Annotated in this window: 16 protein-coding genes and 1 pseudogene; 6 read left to right on the plus strand and 11 right to left on the minus strand. The window is 49.9% G+C overall.

Annotated features, from left to right (window positions below):
- The first annotated feature begins 20 nt into the window (after positions 1–20).
- Positions 21–320 (plus strand): chorismate mutase, encoded by a 300-nt coding sequence (locus C4F51_RS05040; RefSeq protein ID WP_193907737.1) that lies wholly within the window; start codon positions 21–23, stop codon positions 318–320.
- A 622-nt stretch (positions 321–942) separates the two neighbouring features.
- On the opposite strand, the gene C4F51_RS05045 is transcribed toward C4F51_RS05040, so the two are convergent.
- The 6 genes and pseudogenes from C4F51_RS05045 to C4F51_RS05070 all read right to left on the minus strand — a co-directional run bounded on the left by C4F51_RS05045 (position 943) and on the right by C4F51_RS05070 (position 8,006).
- Positions 943–1,347 carry a hypothetical protein gene (locus C4F51_RS05045; RefSeq protein WP_235992282.1) on the minus strand — a complete coding sequence of 135 codons (405 nt, stop codon included), beginning with the start codon at positions 1,345–1,347 and terminating at the stop codon, positions 943–945.
- 62 nt (positions 1,348–1,409) lie between these two features.
- Positions 1,410–1,958 (minus strand): hypothetical protein, encoded by a 549-nt coding sequence (locus tag C4F51_RS05050; RefSeq protein WP_193907738.1) that lies wholly within the window; start codon positions 1,956–1,958, stop codon positions 1,410–1,412.
- 522 nt (positions 1,959–2,480) lie between these two features.
- Complete coding sequence (locus C4F51_RS05055; RefSeq protein ID WP_193907739.1) at positions 2,481–2,858, minus strand: hypothetical protein; 378 nt, start codon at positions 2,856–2,858, stop codon at positions 2,481–2,483.
- A 266-nt stretch (positions 2,859–3,124) separates the two neighbouring features.
- Positions 3,125–4,199 (minus strand): annotated as a pseudogene (locus C4F51_RS05060) (IS3 family transposase).
- A 1,272-nt stretch (positions 4,200–5,471) separates the two neighbouring features.
- Entirely contained in the window at positions 5,472–6,656 is a 1,185-nt protein-coding gene (locus C4F51_RS05065) for a YeeE/YedE family protein (protein WP_193907740.1), read from the minus strand.
- Between the two features lie 423 nt (positions 6,657–7,079).
- Positions 7,080–8,006 (minus strand): sulfurtransferase, encoded by a 927-nt coding sequence (locus tag C4F51_RS05070; RefSeq protein WP_193907742.1) that lies wholly within the window; start codon positions 8,004–8,006, stop codon positions 7,080–7,082.
- 542 nt (positions 8,007–8,548) lie between these two features.
- Between C4F51_RS05070 and C4F51_RS05075 the strand changes: the two genes are divergently transcribed.
- On the plus strand, positions 8,549–9,121 hold the full coding sequence (locus C4F51_RS05075; protein ID WP_193907744.1) for an NAD(P)H-dependent oxidoreductase: 573 nt from the start codon (positions 8,549–8,551) through the stop codon (positions 9,119–9,121).
- A gap of 32 nt (positions 9,122–9,153) precedes the next feature.
- Here C4F51_RS05075 and C4F51_RS05080 read toward each other — a convergent pair whose 3' ends face one another.
- The 5 genes from C4F51_RS05080 to C4F51_RS05100 form a co-directional block, all read right to left on the minus strand.
- Positions 9,154–10,329: an MFS transporter gene (locus C4F51_RS05080; protein WP_193907746.1), complete on the minus strand. Its 1,176-nt coding sequence runs from the start codon at positions 10,327–10,329 to the stop codon at positions 9,154–9,156.
- 217 nt (positions 10,330–10,546) lie between these two features.
- Positions 10,547–11,824 (minus strand): MFS transporter, encoded by a 1,278-nt coding sequence (locus C4F51_RS05085; RefSeq protein WP_193907748.1) that lies wholly within the window; start codon positions 11,822–11,824, stop codon positions 10,547–10,549.
- A 102-nt stretch (positions 11,825–11,926) separates the two neighbouring features.
- Complete coding sequence (locus tag C4F51_RS05090) at positions 11,927–13,834, minus strand: ABC transporter ATP-binding protein (RefSeq protein ID WP_193907750.1); 1,908 nt, start codon at positions 13,832–13,834, stop codon at positions 11,927–11,929.
- Positions 13,824–15,611 carry an ABC transporter ATP-binding protein gene (locus C4F51_RS05095; RefSeq protein WP_193907752.1) on the minus strand — a complete coding sequence of 596 codons (1,788 nt, stop codon included), beginning with the start codon at positions 15,609–15,611 and terminating at the stop codon, positions 13,824–13,826. The genes C4F51_RS05090 and C4F51_RS05095 overlap by 11 nt, the downstream gene beginning before the upstream one ends.
- A gap of 527 nt (positions 15,612–16,138) precedes the next feature.
- Complete coding sequence (locus tag C4F51_RS05100) at positions 16,139–17,260, minus strand: ABC transporter substrate-binding protein (protein ID WP_193907754.1); 1,122 nt, start codon at positions 17,258–17,260, stop codon at positions 16,139–16,141.
- 608 nt (positions 17,261–17,868) lie between these two features.
- Between C4F51_RS05100 and C4F51_RS05105 the strand changes: the two genes are divergently transcribed.
- From C4F51_RS05105 to C4F51_RS05120, 4 genes are all read left to right on the plus strand, one after another.
- Complete coding sequence (locus tag C4F51_RS05105; protein WP_328701312.1) at positions 17,869–19,053, plus strand: sigma-54 interaction domain-containing protein; 1,185 nt, start codon at positions 17,869–17,871, stop codon at positions 19,051–19,053.
- A 348-nt stretch (positions 19,054–19,401) separates the two neighbouring features.
- Positions 19,402–20,466 (plus strand): ABC transporter substrate-binding protein, encoded by a 1,065-nt coding sequence (locus C4F51_RS05110; RefSeq protein ID WP_193907756.1) that lies wholly within the window; start codon positions 19,402–19,404, stop codon positions 20,464–20,466.
- A 594-nt stretch (positions 20,467–21,060) separates the two neighbouring features.
- Positions 21,061–22,089 carry an ABC transporter substrate-binding protein gene (locus tag C4F51_RS05115; protein ID WP_193907758.1) on the plus strand — a complete coding sequence of 343 codons (1,029 nt, stop codon included), beginning with the start codon at positions 21,061–21,063 and terminating at the stop codon, positions 22,087–22,089.
- Between the two features lie 49 nt (positions 22,090–22,138).
- Positions 22,139–22,804, plus strand: coding sequence for a class II aldolase/adducin family protein (locus tag C4F51_RS05120; protein ID WP_193907759.1), 666 nt, complete (start codon positions 22,139–22,141; stop codon positions 22,802–22,804).
- Positions 22,805–22,905 lie beyond the last annotated feature (101 nt).

A 22,905-nucleotide genomic window follows, 5' to 3' on the forward strand; every position in this document is an offset into this window, starting at 1 on the left:
AATTGCAGCAGGGGATTGATATGAACAGAAAAACAGTCGATTCGCTGGACGCTGTGCGTACAGAAATCAACCGCATCGACCAGCAGCTTGTCGCCTTGCTGGGCGAGCGCGGCCACTATGTAAAACAAGCCGCCGCCTTCAAAAAAACCACCGATGACGTCCGCGCGCCCAAACGCGTAGAAGAAGTCATCGCCCGCGTAAAAACCCTCGCCGAAACCCACGCCGCCAACCCCGCCGTTGTAGAAGCTGTTTATCGCGCGATGATTGATGCTTTTATTAATGCGGAATTGGAAGAGCATGCGGCGTTGCAGTCAAGCTGAGTCTTCGCGATTTATATGATGGTGCTGTGGTTTTTAAAATTTTCCAAATTATATGTCGATACGATATGGGCTTTTCGGACTCTAATCAAATACCTGTTTAATTCCATGAAAATCCTTGCTGCAGAAAGGTTGGAATAGCTGGCAAAGAAATAAATATTTTCAGCAGCAAGGATAAACAGTTAGTGGGTAGCGCAGCTAGCACTTTTTGTTAGACATAAAATTTTTAATGTTATCGTTAAATAGCATATATAAGATGATTCCATCTAGCATATTCATTGTTGTATAAATCAGTATTTCTGCATGTGTTAAAAGCATCATTCCTATCTGAAGGTTGCCAATGATTGATGCTATGACAATAGCTGCATAACAAAATTTTGCATATGTATGTTTAAAAAACACAAAAATAGTTGCAATTAATTTCGTAACTATAAAGATGTAGTAGAGCTCATTTGGGAGGTCTATTACAGGACTTATCGGCCAGTTAAATAAATAATGCAAAACATGTTCTTCATAGAGATATTCGTAAAGATAAGGAAAAAAGAAATACAAAAAATACAATAAAAATGATGTGCAGACAAAAAGTCTAAGCAATCTAAAGTCCAAATTGGTCATTGAGCCTCCTTTAGCTTCCTGCAGGGCAGTATTGAGTTTTTTCTTCTATTGATTCAAGCAAACAAGCCAGTGGGTTTAGCTCACATCTAATCTTTTCTTTTATGTGGTCTTCAAAAATTGCATCATATAAATCCATAAGCTGGCGCAAAAACTCCTGTTCTCTACTCCCTGTCATTCCAGAGTAACCAACTGGATCTAACTTTCTAATGGGAAAAGGAGGCTGCTGCAAGTTAGGTCTGTGACTTCCATCTCCTAAAGGAATTCCCGGAGGAACATATCTGCCTGATGGCATAGTATATCCATTACTGATAACCTGCCCATATGTCCCTCCTGCGCCGCCATGAGTTCCACCGGAGCCATAGCCGCCACGACTGGGTGGTCGTACTTGTAATCCATCAAGATCAATAAAACGCACCGGGTTTCCAAGCACATATCCATAAAAGTTCGTATCTCCACCTGCAAATCCTATCGGGTCTCTTACCGTCCATCTTCCAGTCTGATGTCCCTGGCTTGCGTCAGGCTGTAGATGATATGCCCGGCGCCCCGGCCCGATTTATCAATGGTATAGCCAACCTCTTTCGGTGTGGGTAACCGCCAGCCGGTGTTGCGCGGTTCCGCCTGGTCGCGGCAATAGTTGATGGCTTGTTGTTTATCGGCAGTGCGGAACGGGGTCTGGAGATATTGCCACTCCAGACCCGTGACGCGATCGACCAGCAGGTTTTCAGCGCTGAGGAAATAGTCGATGTGTTTACCGCCCGCCTGGTAGTAACCGTCGTCACCATCGCTATGGCTGAAGGTCTGCCCGGTTTTGAGGATCAGGGAGGGTGTGACTACATCGAGGACAGTGCCGCTGCCCAAATAGACGGTGCCCTTGGGATCGAACTCATGCACCGACGAAAGTGACCAGCCCTCGGCAAGCTGGCGCTCATAGGTGTTTTTGACGGTAATGCCGCGCTGCTGCCAGGCGATGAAGTTTTCCCTGCCCGGCACCTGGGTGACGATATCGCTCAGGGTGGCCCAAGCCACCGGGAAACTGGCGAGGGGCTGGGGCGCTTAGGTAGACGGTGCGATATTCAAAACCGATGCTGACGCGGCCACTGACCAGCCCTTGCGCCCGGGTGCCGTCCCAGAGGAATTCGGCTTCCACATTGGGGGCGGGATCGAACGCTTGTTCGAACACCCGGCCAGCAATTTCCAGGCGCGCGATCATTTTTTCCAGCGACGAGATAATGTCATTGCCGCAGGCGGCAACCCGCAGTTTGTGGGGGTAGCCCGCGTTGCAAAATGGAAAGAATAATTTTCATAATCAAGTAATCTCTGTAAATAATTATCCTTACAAGCATAAAGATTGAAAAAATCCCGCTAAAAAAATTGAATACAGGAGATTTATATCCATTCCCACAGCTTGTTCTGCCTATCATAGGCACGTTATTTAATTAAATCATCTAAAATAATTTCACATGTCTCTTCGAGTAACAAAAAAAGCTCGGGTCAAATCCTGGATCTCCACTAACTTGCTGATCTTCAGTGCCGGCATTTCATAAGCATTTATTCTTGTATTAAATATGAACGCCAAAACTGAGCCTCCTGCAAATCATATTTTTCCGATTTTTGATTCTCCAGATGATATAGAATAATATTTAAAACTTCGCGTTGACGACTGGATATGATTTTTTTGTAATAAATAATTGCTTTATTTCTATCACGATGCAAAAAATCACCGACCGCATAAATTTCAGCCAGAAGAGACCGAGCTTCTTGAGAACCCCATTTATTAGCTTTTTTAAGCATCATAACCGCTGTGTCGATATTGCCAAGCTTTAGCTCAACGACTGCATCATCGTATAGTATTCGGATTTTTATCATGTAAAACACAGAAATTAAAACAACCAAAAGTAAAATAGAAATTACAAATAGCTTCTTCACGACGTCATATCTCTATTATTTAAGGAATAACCGTTAATATATTACTCTCTGATTCTCGACTCAAAAAATCAACCATAGCATCAAACTGCTCTTGATATTGAGGATCCACAGTTATACATCCATGCGAAACAGTACCGACATGAAGGTTGGCACCAGCCCTCTTTGATCCCAAATAATAAGCAAGCGCTGACATGCTGTTCCAATTTGTATCTTGAAGAGTGACCTTTCCCCAATCTTAGTACCACTTCAAGGATGAGATTTTCATGTTAAGCCGCCTGTTGAGCAAAAGCTATTGGCGGTAAATAATTTAATGAGCTATGCGGGCTTTCGTGATTGTAGTGATGTCGCCATAAATCAATTTCATATCGCGCCTCTTCGATTGTTCTGAACCAATGCAGATTTAAACATTCATTGCGGAACTTCCCGTTAACACTTTCAACGAATGCATTTTGTGTTGGCTTGCCTGGTTGAATAAACGCCAGTGCCACCCGCGATTCCTGACTCCAGAAGAAAATTGTCTTACTGGTAAACTCCGTGCCGTTGTCACACACAATCCGGTGCGGAGCACCTCGTTGTTCAATTAATTGATCCAGAAAGCGCGCCACCTGGTTGCCACTAATTGAAAACATTACTAGCTGCCCAATCATTTCACGGGAAAAGTCATCAATCACATTCAGCACACGGAAGCGGCGACCATTGGATAACTGGTCATATACAAAATCCATCGACCAACGGTCGTTCATTCGTGTTAACACGCTCATTGGCTGCGGGGACGCTGAATACGTTTCCGTTTTTTAGTGCGCACCTGTAAGCCTTCACTGCGATACAGACGGTACGTGCGCTTTTTGTTTATCACCAGACCATCGCGCCTTAATATCCCATGCAGCATCAGATAACCGTATTTAGGATATTGAACCGCCAACTGTTTTATATGCTGGCGCAGCTCAACATCATTTGTCTCGCTCGGCGTATAACGATGCGAGCTTCGGCTGAGGCCGATAAGCCTACAGGCTGTACGCTCACTCAATCGATGCTGGCTCATGAGGTGGCCTACCATTTGGCGCTTGCCTGTAGGCTTCACCACTTTTTTGAAATGACATCCTTGAGTGCCTCAACCTCCAGCAGCTTTTCAGCCAGAATACGTTTAAGTTTATTGTTCTCAATCTCCAGCTCTTTCATGCGCTTGGCTTCGTTAACTTCCATACCAGCATACTTGCTGCGCCAGTTGTAGAGCGTGCCGACAGATATGCCAAGGCGACGACAAATATCGTCAACTTTGACGCCCGTCTCATGATCTTTAATGGCTTTGATGATTTGTTCTTCGGTGTAACGCTTTTTCATAATGAGATCTCCTTGGGATTAGGATAATTGGAAATCTCATCGTCGTCATGGCTTAGGTTTTGGGGGATAGGTCAAATATGTCTCATCGTTGATCAAATTTTCCAGCTCAAATCTAGTGGGGACCGCTGAATTTAAACTTACAGGGCTGACTAGAGTTGAGCTGGCGGACTCAATATTGTTATCGTCAATTGGTGTTGTGGAGTAATAAACCAGGTAGTGCTCAACATGCGAGAGGGGGCTCCAGCTTATCATTACACTGCGATCACGTGCGACAGCTACGAAATCCCGAGGTGCCAATGTTTTCAAACCAAAACTGAAATTTATCGTGCACTCCCCGGTGATTGGGCTTGTAAAGTATGTGCTTCCAATCATATCACCGCTATTGCAGCCAGTAGCGCTAACCAATCTATAGCCCTCGTCCGATATTATCTCGAAGCTGGCGCGGGAGCCGTGACTTACCGATTGCATTGAAGGGATCACGCTGCCGCCACGCAAGCCTGTCGTTAAGACGCGGTGATTTTGATGTGCGCTTGAAGAGCTATTTTGGTCAGAAAGGATCGGAGTTAAATTTAAAGAAGAGCTGGAAGGAAGCAAGCTGCTGGCAAAAGAGCTCGGGCTGGGAGAAGAGGGCGAATAGCCAGGAGAGGGACTTAAATTGGAGGCAAAGAAATAAAGCCAGTTAATAGGCCCGTCAGTGTCTGTCCTGCTAAAATTCAGAGCACTGCTCTCGTCCGTGATAGCTTCTGTGTACATGTTAGTCATGCTCACATAGTTTTCCACGTTCACTCTGTGTTCAGCATGAGCTACAATAGAAAAACATGCCAAGCAACCAATCGAAACCAGAAATGTGGCAATAATTAGTCTACACATTATATAAGTCCTTTATAAAAACACTGTCCTTAGTAGTTTTTGCAAAACTCAACTTTTAGCAGGCCACTACATTTTCAATTTTAACTCAGGTGTAATAACAAAGATGAGCAGAGTGCCGACCATGCCAAGAATATAGAAATTTTTAAACTCATGCAATTTCTATCTATAAGCACAGGTTTTTTTATAGTATGAATCACTTTTTCTGTGGGCAGAATTTTCCGGCATTTCTGTCTTTGTAGTTGGGCGGATTTATTTCGTTGATTATGAGCATGAAAAAACGCGCTGAATTAATATCTGGCAGCAAGCACACTTTTAGAAAGTTATGATATATGAAGAATATCGTGTACAAAATTTTTATTTAATACTCATTAATACTCATTAATACTCAGTATGACTATGCCCTCAGGGAAACCGCTTGCGCACCAGCCATGTCAGCCACAACCCGGTGATACAGAAAACAGCAAATACCCAGCCGGAGACGGCGGCGGCCATGATGCCGGAGAGCAGGGTGCCGACGGTGCAGCCGAGGGCGGTCATTGAGCCCCAGCCCATTAGTACGCCGCCTGCAAAATTGCGGAGCAATTCAATCAGGCCGGGGCGTTTGGGTTGGAATTGTTTTGCGCTGACAGCGGCGGCGAACGAAGCCAGTACCAATGCCAAAATAAATAAGCCGTTATTCGAGAGAATACTTTCTTTAATCACCGTGGCGCAGCCAGAGAAAGTGTCCAGGCCTTCCAGCCGTAATGGAACCAGCTCCGCTTTGTTGCCCAGGGTTCTGGCGAGGCTGCCGAGTTCTGCGGTAACACCGAGCGGTGCAACACGGAAGTAAGCCAGTACACCCAATGCGCCAATGAATAAACCACCCACGTACACCGGCCAGCGTTGTTCCAGTAGCAGGTTGCGAAATGAAAATTCAGTGACACTAAACGTTTTATGGCGGTGCAAGGTCATCAGTACAATCGCGATAGCGAGCAATAAACCGAGTTGCAATAAAAGCGAACCGGCATAGCCAAGATGATTCGGCAGCCACACCACTGGCGCTTCCTGAATTACCCGCAGGTAGAGCGTATTCCAGGTAAGAAAACCCAGTACAAATCCACCAATAGCGCCGATCAGTGCCGCAATCGATGCAACCGAACCTTCACCCAAACGGTACAGATGAGCACTGATGCAAGAGCCGGACAATGACATGCCTGCACCAAACACCAATGCCGCCAATGCCAACACCCAGGACACCGGGCCGATATGCGCATCGGGCGGGAGCCGGCCGGGCGCTGGAGTGGGCAACATAGCGCTGAGTAATATGTGATAGCCTAGCGTTCCTATCACCAGCGCAACAATAATTCCCAGTAGCCCACGGCTGTCGCGTTCGTCGATAAACTCGCGGGTTACGCAGAAAAAGCAGAACCGCGACCGTTGCAACACCACCCCGAAAAATCCACCCGCTAATAACGAAAACGCCAGGCTGCGGCCATCATCGGCATGCAATGCCAACCACCAACTGAAAAATATAAGAAGCGTGATTACCGCAAGGCTGATTGTGTAGCGTAAATAATCAGCTTTATTTAAAACGAATGTGGATGGCATAGAAAATTTCCCGGAGCCAGCGGATTGAGAGGTCTGTTTTGTTATGAGTGTATTAAAGTTAAAAGGCGTGAATATTATGAGGTTTCGATAGGAGTTGAGTTAAACGCATATGGAGATCGAATAAGTACGTCCGTTATTCTTTTATACATTCAGGAATTTCACAGCAGGTGTGCCATTCTGTCCGTTTGCCATTAGGCGCTTTGTTCCAAAAATGCATGAATATCCTCAAGCGGAGCCGGCCAATCATCATAAAAGATTGTCGTTCCGTGCGCGCAAAACATGTTTTTCCTGGTGCGCACTACACCTATATAGCGCCGTCGGGTCATTTATGACCCGACGGTTTTGGAACAAAGTGCCTAACGCCAAACTCGCATTGTGCCGGATATTGAAATTGAATAATCTGGCGCAGTGAATAGCATCTACTTATTTACCGCCCCAAACCGTACCCGCCAGGTTGGTTACCGGTACACCAACGGCGTTGCCGTATTCAGTCCAGGAGCCGTCGTAGTTACGAACGTCATAGCCCAGCAGTTTTTTCAAGGCAAACCAGGTATGGCTTGAACGTTCGCCAATGCGGCAGTAAGTGATGATCGGCTTGCTACCATCTACGCCAGCAGCAGCGTAAACCTTGCGCAACTCGTCAACAGACTTGAAGGTACCATCGGCGGCAACTGCCTGACCCCAGGGAACATTCACAGCGCCAGGTACATGGCCAGCGCGCAATGCCAGTTCAGCAAAGCCGGCCGGGGCAAAAATTTTACCGCTGTATTCATCGGCAGAGCGAATATCAATCAGTTGTGTGGTCGGGGATTGTTGCTTGGCAACGCTGACAACATCCGGCAGCCAGGCGCGCAGTTTGCTGTTGGCTTCGGCCACTTCAATATTCCCGGCTTTTACCGACGGTGCTTTAGGTGAAAGCGGACGACCTTCGGCTTCCCACTTCTTACGACCGCCATCCAGTAGTTTTACGTTGTTCACGCCGTAGATATCAAACACCCAGGCGCCCCAGGCAGCAAACCAGTTATTGTTGTCGCCGTAAATGACGATGGTGGAATCTTTGTTCACCCCGGCATTACGCAACAGCTTCTGGAAATTTTCACGAGAGGCGATATCGCGCGTTACCGGGTCAACCAGATCGGTGTGCCAGGAAAAATTCACGGCTTCCGGAATATGGCCGCGCTCGTACACACCAGGATCAACGCTCACTTCAATAATGCGCAGATTTTTTTCCTTCAGGTTTTTTTCCAGCCAGTCAGTGCTGACCAGAAAATCACTGGCCTGTGCAGAGGCCAGTAGCAGTGGCGAAATCAGGCCGATGGCCAGACTTGCAAGAGTTTTTGTTAACGACATAAAAATCATCCCTATTGGTTGGTGTGGCCTCCAACACTAGAGAGATACGCGACAAAAATAAAAGAATTGTTTTTTATAATCTTATAGCGTTGTTGCTGGCGGTAATAAAAAGAGATTTCCAATGAGCGCCGTGTGTTTAAAAATAATCATCACTTCTTTTGGGTGTTGTTTTTTAAGCATTGGCGGGAGCTTAATTGCGGAGGGTTGGAGACGTTTCATCAGGCACGATGTAAGTTTTTTTGTTAGATCGGCTGTTCCAAAACCGTCGAGTCACTCGTCACTTCCCTATGGCTCGCTCTTCGGGCAGCTTCGCTGTGCTTATTGGTAATCCTGCCAATAAGTCAGGGATTACCCACCGCTTTTGGAACATTTAACGTCATGGCAAACGGGCGGAGCTGCTGCGTATGTTACGACTGGAAATTTGAATATAGCTATTTAAGGCTTCGCTCGATCCTTCGGTACCGTATGCTGGCACAGCTATTGCGTGGCAGTGAGCTAGCGAACTACTCAGTTTGTTTCCTGTAAGATTTCTGGAGTTAACAATGCACGTTGTAGGATTTTCCGGTGGCTTGAGTACACCATCCAAAACACTGGGGCTGGTTGAGGCTATTGTGGAAGAGTTTTCCCTTGAACCCGGCTTTACCTCGGAAATCATTGATCTTGCCGAAGTGGCTACGGCGTTCGGCAGCGTGTTGTACCGTACGCAACTGTCTTCCGCGCATGATCGTATTTTGCAGACCATCGAAAATGCCGACATATTGGTGGTGGCTTCACCGGTATATCGTGCTGCCTATCCCGGCCTGTTCAAACAGGTTTTTGACCTGATCGAGCGCGAAGCGCTGGAGCACAAAGTGGTCGTACTGGCGGCCAACGGTGGCAGCGGGCACCACGCGCTTATTATTGAAAGCCACCTGCGCCCGCTATTTACCAACCTCGGTGCCTACACGGTGCCAACCGGCGTTTACAGCCAAAGCCAGGATTTCTCCGGTTACCGTTTGACGGCCGAGCCGGTATTGGCGCGCATCAGTGATGCGGTGGCGGAAGCCAGAAACTTGCGTCAGCGTTTGGCCTGGAATAATGCCCCTCACGCTATTGCGGCGAATGCTACTGCCTGATTGGTAGTATTCGCGTTGTGCCGGTTATGGTTTCAGCCAGCTTCTGTTGTGGATTGAGCGCGTACTGCCAGGCGATCTTTGGTGATGCGAAATATCCACGGCAGGGCGAGCAGCAGAAATACCGGCTGCAAACCTATCGCTGTGCCCAGCCACCCGCCCACGACCGCGCCGCAGGTTCCGCCGGTCATTTGTGACAAGGTCAGCACCCCGGACACATGGCTTTTGTCGCTTTTACTGCGCGCAATGGTAGCCATATTAACCAGGTTGTTTAACCCAAGGCCGGTCGCGTTAATAATGGCACCCATAAAAAAGAAGACCGGGTGAGAGGCGAACGCCAGCAACAAAGTACCGGGAATTAACAAGCCATGGCTCACCCGATAGAGTTGCACATTGCTGGCGAGGATCAGCAGTTTTCCGGCGCCGAGTAATACGCTAACGTACGTCAGTCCGTACACCACAAGCAAAGTAACCGCCAGGTTGTTTTCCCAACTTTGTTCCCGCAAGGTAATAACCAGAATAAAGGTACCAAAAAATCCCGCCAGGCAATTGCCGAAAGATTCATACAAACAGGCGTGACGAATATCGTTTTGCTGCCATATCGCTGCAAGCCAACCCTTTTGATATTTTGCTTTTTTGTGCGGAGCCGGTGCAGCAGGCAGTGCATACCAGCCGAGCAGCCCCATCGCCAGAAAGCAACTGGCCGACACACTGAACGCAAAAGAGATTCCGAAATTTTCGCTGAGAAAATGTCCGGCCAATGGCCCCATCGCCATGACACCGAGTGACAGGGTGCCTTTGTACCAACCGGCGCGGTGCGTGCCTATCTCCGGCAGTCGTTGTAAAAAACTGCTGCTCATTGCCACGATGCGAAAGGCAATACACAAACCGCAGGCGACCATGGTCAACACCAGCAATTCCCATTGTTGAATGTGTGAAATGCCGAGGTAAACAAAAAACAGAATAACGCTGACGATGGCGTAAATGACTCGGGGGCTGTAACGCGACAAGAGTATGCCGGCCGGTAAAGTGGCCGCCGCCATGGCCAGGGTTTCCACCCCGCTGATCACGCCCATTTGCCAATTTTCCAGCGACAAGGACAAGCCCAACAGCGTGACCAGAATTTTATTCATGCCGATGGTTAATCCGCTTAATAGTGACAGCGCGATAAAAAGACGGAAAAAATGGCGTGTGCTGGCAGGGTCGGTCATGGTGTTGGCTCGAAGGAAGGTCGAGCGGGATATAGCAATATCCGAACCACTATCGAGTAACGGCTTTTTAAAGGTTCAAGCAGCGGTTCCGGGTGCTTGAGCAACGGGGACAATTAACCGCAAAATGATCTTGCGTTAAATAAAACACCGGGCGGGAATTTTGCGCTGCCAGCGCAACAGTGTGTTGTTCTGGCAGCAAGTGCGTTGAGCGGGAATCTCAGGGATTTTTAGTGCTGCTGGTCGGCGATGTAGCGGAATTTTCGCCCGGCGGTTCGTTGGCGGTGAGCCGATCCCAGTGATAAAGGCCGGGGAACATTTTTATCCACAAGCCAACCACCAGCAAGGTACCAACGCCACCGGCGACCACGGCGGGAACCGTGCCAAAAAATTCTGCAACCACGCCGGATTCAAAATCGCCCAGTTGGTTGGAGGCGCCAATGAAGATGGAATTAACCGCGCCTACACGACCGCGCATGTCATCCGGAGTTTGCAGTTGTACCAATGACGAGCGCACGACCACGCTGATCATATCGGCAGCGCCCATCACTATCAGCATCGTAAATGACAGCCAGAACCATTCGGATAGCCCGAAAATAATCGTGGTTACGCCAAATACCGCAACGCCAATAAACATGGTTCTGCCTACCTTTTCCTTGAGTGGAAAACGGGCAATATAAATGGCCAGTATCAGCGCGCCAACCGCTGGCCCGGCGCGAAGCAAGCCCAGCCCCCAGCTGCCAGTGTTTAAAATATGTTCGGCGTAAATAGGGAAGAGGGCGGTGGCACTGCCAATTAATACCGAAAATAAATCCAGCGATATGGCGCCGAGAATAACCGGCCTGCGCCAGATAAATTTTACGCCGGCGAAAATGGTTTCCCAATTCACCGGCCGCCGGGGTTCTTCATGCGGTTGGTAGCGAATGCGCAACATGGCGCCGAAAGCCAGCGCAAAAAGCAAAGCGCTGGCGGTATAAACAAAAGTGTTGCCGCCAAAAAATAGCAGGCCGCCCAGCGCCGGGCCGGCAATGGTGGCGAATTGCCGGGATGCAGAACCCAGCGCAATGGCTTTGGGCAAACTGTTTAATGGAATAAGACCGGGCAGCATTGCTTGCAATGCCGGGCCCTGAAACGCGCGAATAGCGCCGATGCAAAATGCCGCAAAGAAAATAAGTTGCTCGGACTGCACATCATAAAAACTGGCCAGCGCCAGCGAGCCGGCCACCATGCATTCCAGCGTTTGGGTGATCATCACAATGGTTCGCCGGTCATAGCGGTCAGCCACATGGCCTACTACCAGCACCAGCAACATTTGCGGCGCAAATAACATCAGGCCGATATAACCCAGGCTTAACGCGCTTTGGGTGATGGCATACACATGCCAGCCAAATGCCATCATCAGCACCTGGTTGGCCATAAAGGAAACGAATTGGCTGAACCAGTAGCGCGGGTAATTGGGAATGTCCCGCAGATCCTGCGGGATAAACAGTGACAACATGAACGATGAATCCGGAAGGGGAAATGGCTATTGTAGCCGAATGGTCACTTTAACGGAGGTGTTGCTGTTGCGCCGCCTTCCCTGGCGGCAAGCCGGTTTTTTTTAAACCAGATCAAGCGAACCGGGGATGGTTTCTGTTATTGGCTGATCAGTTTTGCCGGGTTTATCCGTTGCCGCTGTGCCGAGGGTGTTTTCTTCGTAAGCACGGTACAGCGAGGCATAAAAACCCTGACGGGCAACCAGTTGTAGATGGTTACCGGATTCAATAACACGACCTTCACGAATAACCGCAATACAGTCTGCATCGCGGATGGTAGACAACCGGTGCGCGATAATAATGGCGGTGCGACCCTCGCAAAGGCGGCGCAGAGCAATTTGAATTTTTCGCTCGGTTTGTACATCTACTGCTGAGGTCGCTTCATCCAGCACCAGAATCGCCGGGTCAGCCAAATAGGCACGCACCAGACACACCAGCTGTCGCTGTCCGTGGCTGAGTAAAGAACCCTGCGGACCGGTTTCGGTGTGGTAACCATCCTGTAAATTTTCCAACAGGTCGTGCACGCCGAGTGCCCGTGCGGCATCAATCAATTGCTCGTCGCTGGCGTCGGTTGCTGCCAGTCGCAAGTTGTCGAGGATGCTGCCGCTGAACAGTACGTTGTCTTGCAGCACCACACCCACATGGCGGCGCAGGTTATGTTGGGTGAGGTCGCGAACATCAATACCATCAATGGCCACCTGGCCGCTGTTAACGTCATAAAAACGCGTCAGCAATTGCACCAGAGTACTTTTGCCGTGCCCGGTAGGGCCAACAATTGCCAATACCTGCCCGGCAGGCACGTGCAAATCCAGATCATTAATAATCCATTTTTTGCTGCCGGGTAGGTAAGAAAAATGTACTCCGCTGAAATCCACATCGCCCTTTACGTGCGTGAGTTGTTTGGCATCGGGTTTGTCCTGAATATCCGGATCCGTATCGAGTAACAAAAAAATACGTTGTGCGCAGGCGGTGCCGTTGGCGTAGCGTTCAAATAAGTCGCTGAGCTCCTGCAAGGGCGCCAGAAAAATAAATACGTAAAACAAACTGGCGGCCACCTGGCCGAGGGTTATATCACCGAGTGCCACGCCACGCGCGCCCACCACCAGCAACACGGCCATTGCCGAGGTGGTAAGCACGCCGGTAAAGGGCGCAAACCAACTGGCGCGGATACTGCCGCGAATAATAGAGCGATTGAATTCATCCACCAGATGCCAATAGCGCTTCTGGTTGGCCGGTTCGGTAACGGTTTGTTTAACAATGCGCACCCCGGCAACGGTTTCTACCAGGTGCGCGGTAAAGCGGCTGCGGTTTTCTGCCACCACGCCCCAGTTGCGCTGCGAGATGCGTTTAAAAATAATGGTGGCAATAATCATGATGGGCACAATTGCCGCGATGCTGAAAAACAGCGTCGGGGAAATCAGCCACAACATAATGCCCGCTACCACGCAGCGTAAAATAGCCGATAAAAATTCCGGCGGCCCCTGAATCAGCAGCGGCTCAAGGGCGTTAACATCGCTGTCGGCGCGGGCGGTAATGCGGCCGGCTTTGGTGCGGTCAAAGTAGCCCACACTTAAACGTTGTACGTGGGTAAACACTTTTACCCGCAAGTCGTTAATAACATGAATCGCTGCTTTGCCGGCAACATACTGGCTGGCGCCGGAAAGCAAAAAGCGCGCACACCAGGTGAGTGCGAAAGCCACCGTTACCCACACAATAACCTGATGATCGACATTGACTTCGCTGCCTTGCGGCAATAAGCCCTGATCAATCAATACGCCCACCAGCCAGGGGCGCATAAAAATCGCCCCCACCAGTAAAGCTTCAATCGCGATAGCGGTTATTACCCAGCCGCGTACCGGTTTTAACAGCGGTAACAGCCGTGAAAACATACCGCGATTGAGTGATTTTTTTGCCAGCGCTTCTTCCAGTTCAATATCGCTGAGTGCGGTATTACCGCGACCATTAGTTGCCATCCTGAATCCCCATCAACTCACGGTAAGCCGGGTTATTTTTTGAAAGTTCGGTGTGTGTGCCCTGGGCGATAATTTGTCCGTGGGTTAACACAATCACCCGGTCTGCCAGCAGCACAGTGGATAATTTGCTGGAAACAATGACCACCGTAACCGTGCGCCCGTGGCTGTTTTTAAAATTACGAATATTATCGAGAATGGTTTTTTCGGTGCTGGCATCCAGTGCGCTGGTGGCGTCATCCAGGCCGAGAATGGAGGCGTCTCCAAGCAAGGCTCGGGCGAGGCAAATACGCTGTCGTTGCCCACCAGACAAAGTCAGGCCGCGATCACCAATGCGGGTTTCAAGGCCGTGCTCCAGGCGGTTAATGACATCGCGCGCGTTGGCAATATCCAGCGCGTCGAGCAATTCCCGATCGGTTGCGTCGGGTTTGCTCAGGCGCAAATTGGCGGCCAGGGTATCGGAAAACAGAAAACTTTCTTGTGGCACAATATGTACGCGGTTGCGCAGTTCTTCGCTATTAAGCGTTTGTACATCTTGCCAGCCGGTTTCGGTTGAGCCGATAGCGACCTTGCCCTGGTCGGCATCTACCAGGCGCGGCAACAACGACATCAGGGTACTTTTACCGCTGCCGGTGGTGCCCACCACCGCAACCACTTCACCGGGTTCAATGGTGAGATGGCAGTGCTGCAAAACCGGTTTGCCATGTTGTTGCGGTTGTACGCTGACGTTATCCAGTTTTACACCGAGCGCCCCCGCGGGTAGCGGCGCTGTGCCGGTTTGGCGTGCCGGGCGTGCATCCAGTAATTCCCAGATGCGTGCAGCCGATGCACGGGCATCGGCGAAAATTTGAATCACGCGGCCAATGCCTTCTACACGGATAATCAGCGTATTGGCCAGCATCACCGAAGCAACCAGCTCACCAATATTCAATTTACCATCGCCCACCAGTAATGCACCGAATCCCAGCACCCAGACATGCCCCATGGCAATCACCATTTGTGGTACCGGAATGCGCGAGGTGGCGTAAGCCAGTGCGGCGCGGGCATGGGCAGAAAACTGCGCGACCTGTCGGGTAAAGTCTTCAATGCGTAAAGACTCCAGGCCAAAAGCCTTGATAACCCGCACACCGGCAACACCTTCAGTAAGGTTCTGGTTTACTGTGTCGTAGGCGGCACCGGTGGCGCGATCCAGCGTGACCAGATGGTTGGTTTGCAAAACAAAAATCCCGACACCGGCAATGGTAATCACCAGCGGAATCACTCCAAGCCAAACGTTGTACCAGCACAACATGCCGACGGTGGCGATGACCAGCAGCAGTGTTTCAAAAATTTGCCGCCAGAAGTTCATCAGCGCATCGCGCAGTTTATCGGCATCGCGGGTAGTGCGCGTCACCATGCCACCAACGCCATGTTCGCGGTGATACACCAGATCAAGATTTTGCACCTGATGAAAAATACGTTCGCGCAAAATGAACAGCAGATCCTGGCCAATGATGAGCGAAGACAAACCGGCAAGGTATTGAATAATCCCGCGCCCGAAGGCAATGGCAAACAAAATCATCATCCAGGTCAGCGCGACGGAATAATCCAGGGCACCGCTGGCAGTTTGCACCACCGCAACGCCGCGTTCCACATCATGAATAGCGCGCCCCAGCAACCACTGCTGCCAGGCCATACTGAAATTCAATGCTGCGAATAACACCGCGGTTATGGTGAAACGCCAGGGCATTTCCCGGTAGAGCGCGAGGCAGCGCAACAGCGGCCAGTTTTTTAATGACATGAATCATCTCCTGCCGGTGTGGTAACGCAGTGACCTTGCGCAAGCAGGAAAGGTGAGATGAATATACGGAAAGGTAAACAAATATCAGGCAACTGCATAAACAGTGTTTTCTCCAACAAATATCAAGGCTTCTTTTTTCTACTTTCCGGCTCCAAGCAAGCCTCAGGCCATAAAGCAAAAATATGAGGGAGATAACAGCTTATTGAGTGGTGGCGCGGAGCTTTGAGGAAATGTTAACGGGCGAACGACCTGTTCAGGTTTTGTGGGTGCTGTATTTAAAACACTGGCGACATTTTCGCTGTTCGGAATGAAGCACTGTTGCCTGCCGGGCACCACCGCGACTTATGGTCGGCACAATGTAAGTTTGGCGTTAGGTGGCCTCTTCCAAAACCGTCAGTCAGGGGCGCCCGGCAAGGGATGACTCGTCGGCGCTACATGGACGTATTTATGCATTTTTGGAAGAGGCCACCTAATGCCAAACGGACGGAATAACACCTATCTTGCTGTTTGAGAAAGCTACATAGCCGTCAATGTAAAAACGTAGTATTCAGGTTATTCCATGCCGGGCGTATAAAAGATACCGTGCCGGTCTTGCGCTTGTTGTTGCGTAAAAAGTGTTCGAGCGGGCCTCTTTCTATCCAGCTGTCGATGGAAAAATCATTTTTGATATAACCATATTCCAGCAGGAATTTTTTCATGGTATCCAGCGCGGCAATATTGCCCGGGTGCAAATCCAGTTGTAAATTTTTATGCACCGCGCCGCCGTAGGCGTAGCTGATCCAGCTCTCCGCCCAGCCCACCTCGCGGCTGAGTAAATTCAGGGTTTCTGACGGGTGGCGGGTTGCCCACTCGCCAGCTTGCCAAACATGCTGAATCAAACAATCTACCAGGTGTGGATAATTATCCAGCAGCCAGGCGTTCACAATTAACGGACGCGGCGCGCAGTTATTGATGCGAACTTGCGGATCGGGGTGGCGGTTAATATCGGCAATGACCCGCGCACCCAACAGGTGGCAGGCTTGCGCACCGCGAAAATCCTTCACGTAAACGGCATCGACCAGGCCGTTACTCAGGGCATCAATCTCGCTGCTGTAACTGTAACGACCACGCCGACCAGTACCGGTAGCAATGACCTGGCCATCTCTGACTACCGAAGGAATCGCGTGATCCGGTAAATCAACACGCTCTACATCGTTCCATGAAAGACCAACACTTTCCAGAATCACACTGAAGCCGCGCACCGCAGATACCTGGGTGTGATCAATTTCCAGATTGAATTGCGGAATACCAATGCGCCGACCTTTCAAATCTTTTGCCGACTGAATGCCGGATTGGGGCAGTGCGATTAACGCCTGATATTCGTCTGTCCAGGTCAGACCAATAACCCGTGTGTCCTGGCCTGCGGCCCGCCCCCAAATAACCGGAACGCTGCCGCCCTGGCGAAAAATATTGGGCTGGTTCATATCCGCAAGGCGCGGTTCGTCCGTTGGGTTGTTGGCTTCAAAGGTCGCCCGCACATCAATCGCTGCGAGGTGATGCATGGCATCGGGCAGCCATCCGGTTTGCATGGCAATGGATAAAGGTGAGGGCACCGGACAGCGAGCGTATAGCAGCTCGTTCAGGCGATTGGGTTTGCTGGTGGTAGGCATCAGGTTAAAGTCCATGTTAGAGATTATAAGCAACCAGGCATTGAGCATACCGGTAATGTACTACCGGAGGCTAAAGCAGAAAACATGCCACCCGCCGGAATAGTGATTTAAAAGCATCGGTGGCGTTGGTTAACCGGTTTTTTGGTTGCAAGGTTGCTTCTGCCAACAGTAGTGCGAACACTGCTGTTGAAATCTGATCATCTTTTTGTTGCGCTTTGCGCAGGGGTAATTATTCCTGTTTCAGGAACTTCGGAGGAAGTTAGCCATTGTTCTATGTGTTTCAAAACTGTCGAGTCACTCGCCACATCCCTGTGGCTCGCCCTTCGGGCAGCTACGCTGTGCTTATTGGCAATCCTGCCAATAAGTCAGGGGCGCCCGCCATGGCTAACGGATGGATGTCTCTATTTTTCGCAAGAAAAAAATTTCAGGCTTCCTAACATTTAATGCCGCGAATTAAACACGCCTGCGCAATTTTTTGTCAGTTGGTTATAAGTTTATAGTTATAAATTCCTTAATAAAAAATACCACTGCTCTTACACTGGCCACGTCTTAGAACATTTTGTCATGGTTTTTTAACCATCCAATGCCAACAATACCGAGAGAATCCCGTGAGTGTAGAAACGCAAGAACCTATGGTTTTGTCGTTGGAAGGCGGTAATGCCCAACCACTTTCCGTTCGTGCCAAAGCACTGGTCTTTTCCGATCCTGTGTCGGCGGCCTTGCTTGATTATATTGAGCGCATCGCGCCCAGCGAGGCACCGGTATTGATTGGTGGCGAAACCGGCACCGGCAAGGAATTGGTAGCTCGCCACATCCATCACCTCAGTGGCCGCAAAGGGCCTTTCCTGGCGGTGAACTGTGGTGCTATCAGTGACCAGCTGGCCGAAAGCGAATTGTTCGGCCATGAAGCCGGTTCCTTTACCGGCGCCACCGGGCGTCGTGAAGGCTGGTTTGAGGCAGCCAACGGCGGCACTCTGTTTCTGGACGAGATTGGTGACTTACCGCTCGCCATGCAGGTAAAACTGCTGCGCGTTTTACAAGAGCGTGAAGTGGTGCGCATCGGTTCGCGAAAAAGTATTCCGGTCAATGTTCGCCTCGTAGCGGCCACCAACGTGGACCTTGACTACGCCGTAAACGCCGGTCACTTCCGCCGCGATTTGTTATACCGTATTAATATTGCTCACGTAAAATTGCCGCCACTGCGCGAGCGTCCGGGCGATGTGGTTCCTTTGGCTGAGTACTTTTTAAAAGTTTACAGCCAGCGCATGGGGCACACCAAACCGTCTTTTTCAGCCGATGCGATCAAGTTGCTGGTGAGTTATGCCTGGCCGGGTAATATTCGTGAGCTGGAAAACGTGATTCATTTTGCGTTGTTGGTTTCCGGTGAAACGACCATCGAACCCGAGCACCTTAAAGTTACCGGTGGCTGGGGCGCCACCAACACACCGGCTGGCCCCTGGACCGGTGGCGATAATGAGATAGCTGGCGAGGGCAGTTTTTCCCGTCAGGAAGGCCCGCACGATGTGATCGCCCGTCAGTTGCGTCGTTTGTTCAAATCCGGTGGCGAAAGCGCCTGGTTTGATCAGTTGGAAGCGCTGATTGTTTCCGAAGCTTTTGCTTACAGCAACAGCAACCAGGTGCACACCGCGGCGTTATTGGGAATTTCCCGTAACGTAATGCGAACCTTGCTGAAGCGCCATGGTTTCCTGCGTGATAGCACCTTTAGTCGTGAGTCTGGCTCTGCCGGTTATCACGATGATGCGCCGCATTCTCTGGAGTCGCGCGCAGGCTGATTTTTTTGTTGTAAACCTTTTCGTTCTCTCCTCGCTCGCCACCGATGCCACCAGGCAATATCGGTGGCTTTTTTTATTCAGCTGCTGATTTTTCACTCTGGTTGCTGTGTGTTTTCAAACAAACACGGTTGGTTTCGTTGTTGCCAATCGAGCAGTTATTGTTGCCAGCCGGTCAGTTGCATGAATAATTTTTCTTCCCCTTTTTGGTAATTTCCGCCGCATGCCTTGCCAATAAACCCTTTTGCCTGTCATGGCATGGACCTTGCTCAAGGTGAGTATCGTTTTTTCCTGCGGCTAATCTTGTGGCTGATGGAAATAGCACTCACCGTCATGATCAGGAGTTTTACCATGAGTCAATCTCAACCATTGGATGCATTGTGGTACACGCGTTGCCCGGTTCCTACCGGCCTTGGTATTGCTGTGCAAAAAGGCTGGCTGGAAGATAGTTTTCGTAGCCAGAACACTCTGATCAAATCATTGCGCGAGTCCAATGATCAGGCGGTACGCGAATCGCATTTTGATCACACGCTGGTTAATTCTGTTCGCCATGGCGGCAACATCCCGGCGGTGTGGGCACGTTCGGTGGGTAGAGAGACACGGGTTATCGGTTTGTCCTGGGCGGATGAAGTGCAGTTGATTTTGTCATTGCCGGAGTCCGGAATTAATTCCGTAAAAGATTTGAAAGGCCGTCGTTTCGGTTTGCCGAAATGGAGCAATGTGCAAATTGACTTCTCCCGCGCCCAGGCTATTCGTGGTCTTGAAAATGCGCTGAAAACCGAAGGCTTGACGGTAGATGATGTCGAGTTGGTGGACTACGTAATTGGCGGCACTCAAAGCGATGCGCCGGCAGAAAAAAGCGTCAGCGGTGCCAATGTGTTCAGTGGTCGCCGTGGCAGTTCGCGCAATGCCGAGTTGTTAGGCTTGTTGCGCGGCGAAGTGGATGCCATTTTTCTGAAGGGCGCGGTTGGTGCGCAGGTTGCGCATCAGTTTGACTTGAATATTGTGATTGATACCGGTTCGCACCCGGACCCGTTGATTCGCGCTAACAATGGTACGCCGCGTACGTTGGCGGTGGATATCAATCTGCTGGATAAGCATTTTGATTCGGCGGTAAATATTTTGCAGCAGGTGGTGCGTGCCGAACAGTGGGCCTGGCAGAATCCGGATGATACCCGTCGTTATTTGGCTCGCGAGACCAATAGCAGTGAGTATTGGGTAACCAGAGCTTATGGTGAAGATGCGCATTTGCGTTTGAAAACCGACCTTGCTGATAGTTCTATCGAGGCGTTGCAGGATTTTGTGAGTTTTCTGCACCGCTGGAAATTTATTCCCAACTCGTTTTCTGTGCGCGACTGGATTGATCCACGTCCGTGGGAAGCTGTGTCCGCTTCAGGGCTGGGATCCGACGTGTGAGACGGATCCGACTCTCGGGGAGCTTTTGCTCCCCCTTTTTTTTGGACAAAAAAAGACCCGCCGTAGCGGGTCAATCATGTAAGGAGATACAGTAAAGCGTGTTGCCCAACAGGTTCCATTAACGAGAGTTGCCCATGAAAGATACCGGTAGAAAAGCGTCCATGCTTTTTTGGTAATCCATCGGAGGCAGTTCCATAGTATCCATGTGTTATACCTTTTCAAAATACTGATTTTTTATATTCTTATATTTAAAAATATTTAATAAAAAACTCGATGGAATTCCCGTTTTTCCTACTTCCGTTTTGAAAAAGATATCCAGATGCAAAACTCGATTTTGTGCCGAGTTTCTGAGTTTGTAAGATCAACTGGTATTATTTTCTTCTGTTTTTATTTCATCAATATCTCACTCTTGTTTGTTCAAAATACAGCATTGCTGTCTGAAAGCTAACGATAAAAATTCAAATTTAAACGCATTCTTCCAGATAATGTTGGGTTTTTCAGGCTGGCATAAAAGCTGCAGAAGTGATTGCCGACAAGCTGCTTCTTGTAGCAGCGAAAAATGTAACCCGCTAATCGCGACAAAGAGGACTGCATATGGTTGATCAAACTCAGAAGCCGGTAGAGCTCTGGTACACCCGTTGTGGTGTAGCGACAGCCTCGGCGTTGGCAATTCGTCAGGGTTGGTTGCAGGAAGAATTTTCCGGCCCGGATACGCTGTTGCATTCACTAAAAGAATCCGACAGTAAAGATGTTCGTAACTCCCACTACAACCATTCGCAGTCCGGCATGTTCCGTGAGGGCGGAAATATTCCGCCGATTTGGGCGAAAGCCAAAGGTCAGGACACGGTGGTGATTGGTATTACCTGGCTGGATGAGTATCAGGGCATTTTGTCCCGTGCCGGTAGCGGTATTAGCAAGCCTGCTGACTTGCAAGGCAAGCGGGTTGGCATTCCTTTGCATGAAGAGGCGCTGATTGATTTTCAGCGGGGCGCAGCTGTGCATGGTTTTGATACCGCATTGAAAACTGTCGGGTTGACGCTGGATGACGTGACGCGTGTCGATATCAAGCGCGGTGAAGGCATTCATCGCGGCGAGGTGGCGGCACTGGAAGCCGGTGACGTGGACGCGATTTTTGTACGTTTTGCGCGTGGTTATGAGTGGTCTGTGGATGAAAAATTCCAGCAGGTCATCAACATCAACGCCTTGCCGGATCATTTGCAGCGCGTCAATAACGGTACGCCGCGACTGATTACGGTCGATCGTGCGTTTCTCGATAAAAACCCGGATGTGGTCGTGCGCTATCTGGCGGTGTTGCTGGAAACTGCCGAGTGGGCGAAGCAACATCCACACGAGGTTGTGCAGATATTGCAGCAGGAGAATCAGGGCGCTTCGTTGACGGCTGTTGAAGCCTCGCACCCGGAAGATGTGCATTTGTTTTTTGAACCACAGTTGATTTTCGAGTATGTCACCGGTGTTGAGGTGCAAAAAAACTTTCTGCTGGAGCAGGGTTTCCTTGAGCAGGATTTTGATGTGCGGGCCTGGATTGAGTCATGGCCGTTGGCGCGAGCCCACAAACTGGTCGAGGAGCGCCGTGAGCAACGGCGTTCGGTTGCCGCTGCCTGAGCTTGATCAGGCAGTATTTATTGTCCATTCATTGTTGTAAGGAATTTTTATGTCAGTCAGTAATGAAGCAGAACTGGTCGCTTATATCGAGCAGGCAAAAGCCGATGCTATTCACGCTTTTGAAACCTTGTCCAGCAATGGCACTTTGTCCGCCAGCCGTACTTTTCACATTACCCATCGCATCCCGGATACCGATCATTTGCTGGGTATTCGTTTTCCGGGTGGTTTGGCTCGCGACCAGTCTCCCAAAATTACCCTGGGTTCGTTTGCCGAAAGCAGTTCTCTGGTGTTGCACGAAAAGCGTTTGCAGGCCGATACGCTGATTCACGCGCATACCAGCTTTTTGTCCGGCTGGTCGCTGGCGCATAAGCCTTTCCCGATTCTGTACGTGGCTGCCGCCCGTCATTTGCTGGCGCGCGAAATTCCCAACCATTTGGAGCGTACCCGTACGCCGCTGGAAGTTATTAGCGAGCGTTTGGACAAGCATCCGGAGCTGGCGCCACCACCGGCTTTGCTGGAGTCTAACGGCGGCGCGAATTTTTGGGGCAAGGGTATTATTAAAACCTCCGAGCTGATTTTGTTTATTGAAGAGGCGGCGCGTTACCAGGCGGTTGCCGAGCAGATTGGTGGTGCCCAGGTTTACACCCCGGGTGCTTTGGAACTGCAATGGAAAAGAACCGGCCTGCTGGAAAAGTCCTACGCTTATCAAGGATGATTTTTTAACAACAGGTTCGTATTTTCAAACAACGGTTGATGCATCACGTTCTGTGCTGTGTCAGCCGTTGCTTTGTTTTTTCTCTTCGATTTTTTAAACCC

Origin of the sequence: Cellvibrio polysaccharolyticus (assembly GCF_015182315.1) — a bacterium.
GTDB lineage: Bacteria > Pseudomonadota > Gammaproteobacteria > Pseudomonadales > Cellvibrionaceae > Cellvibrio > Cellvibrio polysaccharolyticus.

Bases quoted from the DNA above. Each gene is read 5' to 3' on its own strand.
- C4F51_RS05095 (WP_193907752.1), bottom strand. From the start codon at position 15,611: ATGTCATTAAAAAACTGGCCGCTGTTGCGCTGCCTCGCGCTCTACCGG.
- C4F51_RS05090 (WP_193907750.1), bottom strand. From the start codon at position 13,834: ATGGCAACTAATGGTCGCGGTAATACCGCACTCAGCGATATTGAACTG.
- C4F51_RS05065 (WP_193907740.1), bottom strand. From the start codon at position 6,656: ATGCCATCCACATTCGTTTTAAATAAAGCTGATTATTTACGCTACACA.
- C4F51_RS05085 (WP_193907748.1), bottom strand. From the start codon at position 11,824: ATGTTGTCACTGTTTATCCCGCAGGATCTGCGGGACATTCCCAATTAC.
- C4F51_RS05040 (WP_193907737.1), top strand. From the start codon at position 21: ATGAACAGAAAAACAGTCGATTCGCTGGACGCTGTGCGTACAGAAATC.
- C4F51_RS05110 (WP_193907756.1), top strand. From the start codon at position 19,402: ATGAGTCAATCTCAACCATTGGATGCATTGTGGTACACGCGTTGCCCG.
- C4F51_RS05120 (WP_193907759.1), top strand. From the start codon at position 22,139: ATGTCAGTCAGTAATGAAGCAGAACTGGTCGCTTATATCGAGCAGGCA.
- C4F51_RS05100 (WP_193907754.1), bottom strand. From the start codon at position 17,260: ATGCCTACCACCAGCAAACCCAATCGCCTGAACGAGCTGCTATACGCT.
- C4F51_RS05080 (WP_193907746.1), bottom strand. From the start codon at position 10,329: ATGACCGACCCTGCCAGCACACGCCATTTTTTCCGTCTTTTTATCGCG.
- C4F51_RS05075 (WP_193907744.1), top strand. From the start codon at position 8,549: ATGCACGTTGTAGGATTTTCCGGTGGCTTGAGTACACCATCCAAAACA.
- C4F51_RS05115 (WP_193907758.1), top strand. From the start codon at position 21,061: ATGGTTGATCAAACTCAGAAGCCGGTAGAGCTCTGGTACACCCGTTGT.
- C4F51_RS05070 (WP_193907742.1), bottom strand. From the start codon at position 8,006: ATGTCGTTAACAAAAACTCTTGCAAGTCTGGCCATCGGCCTGATTTCG.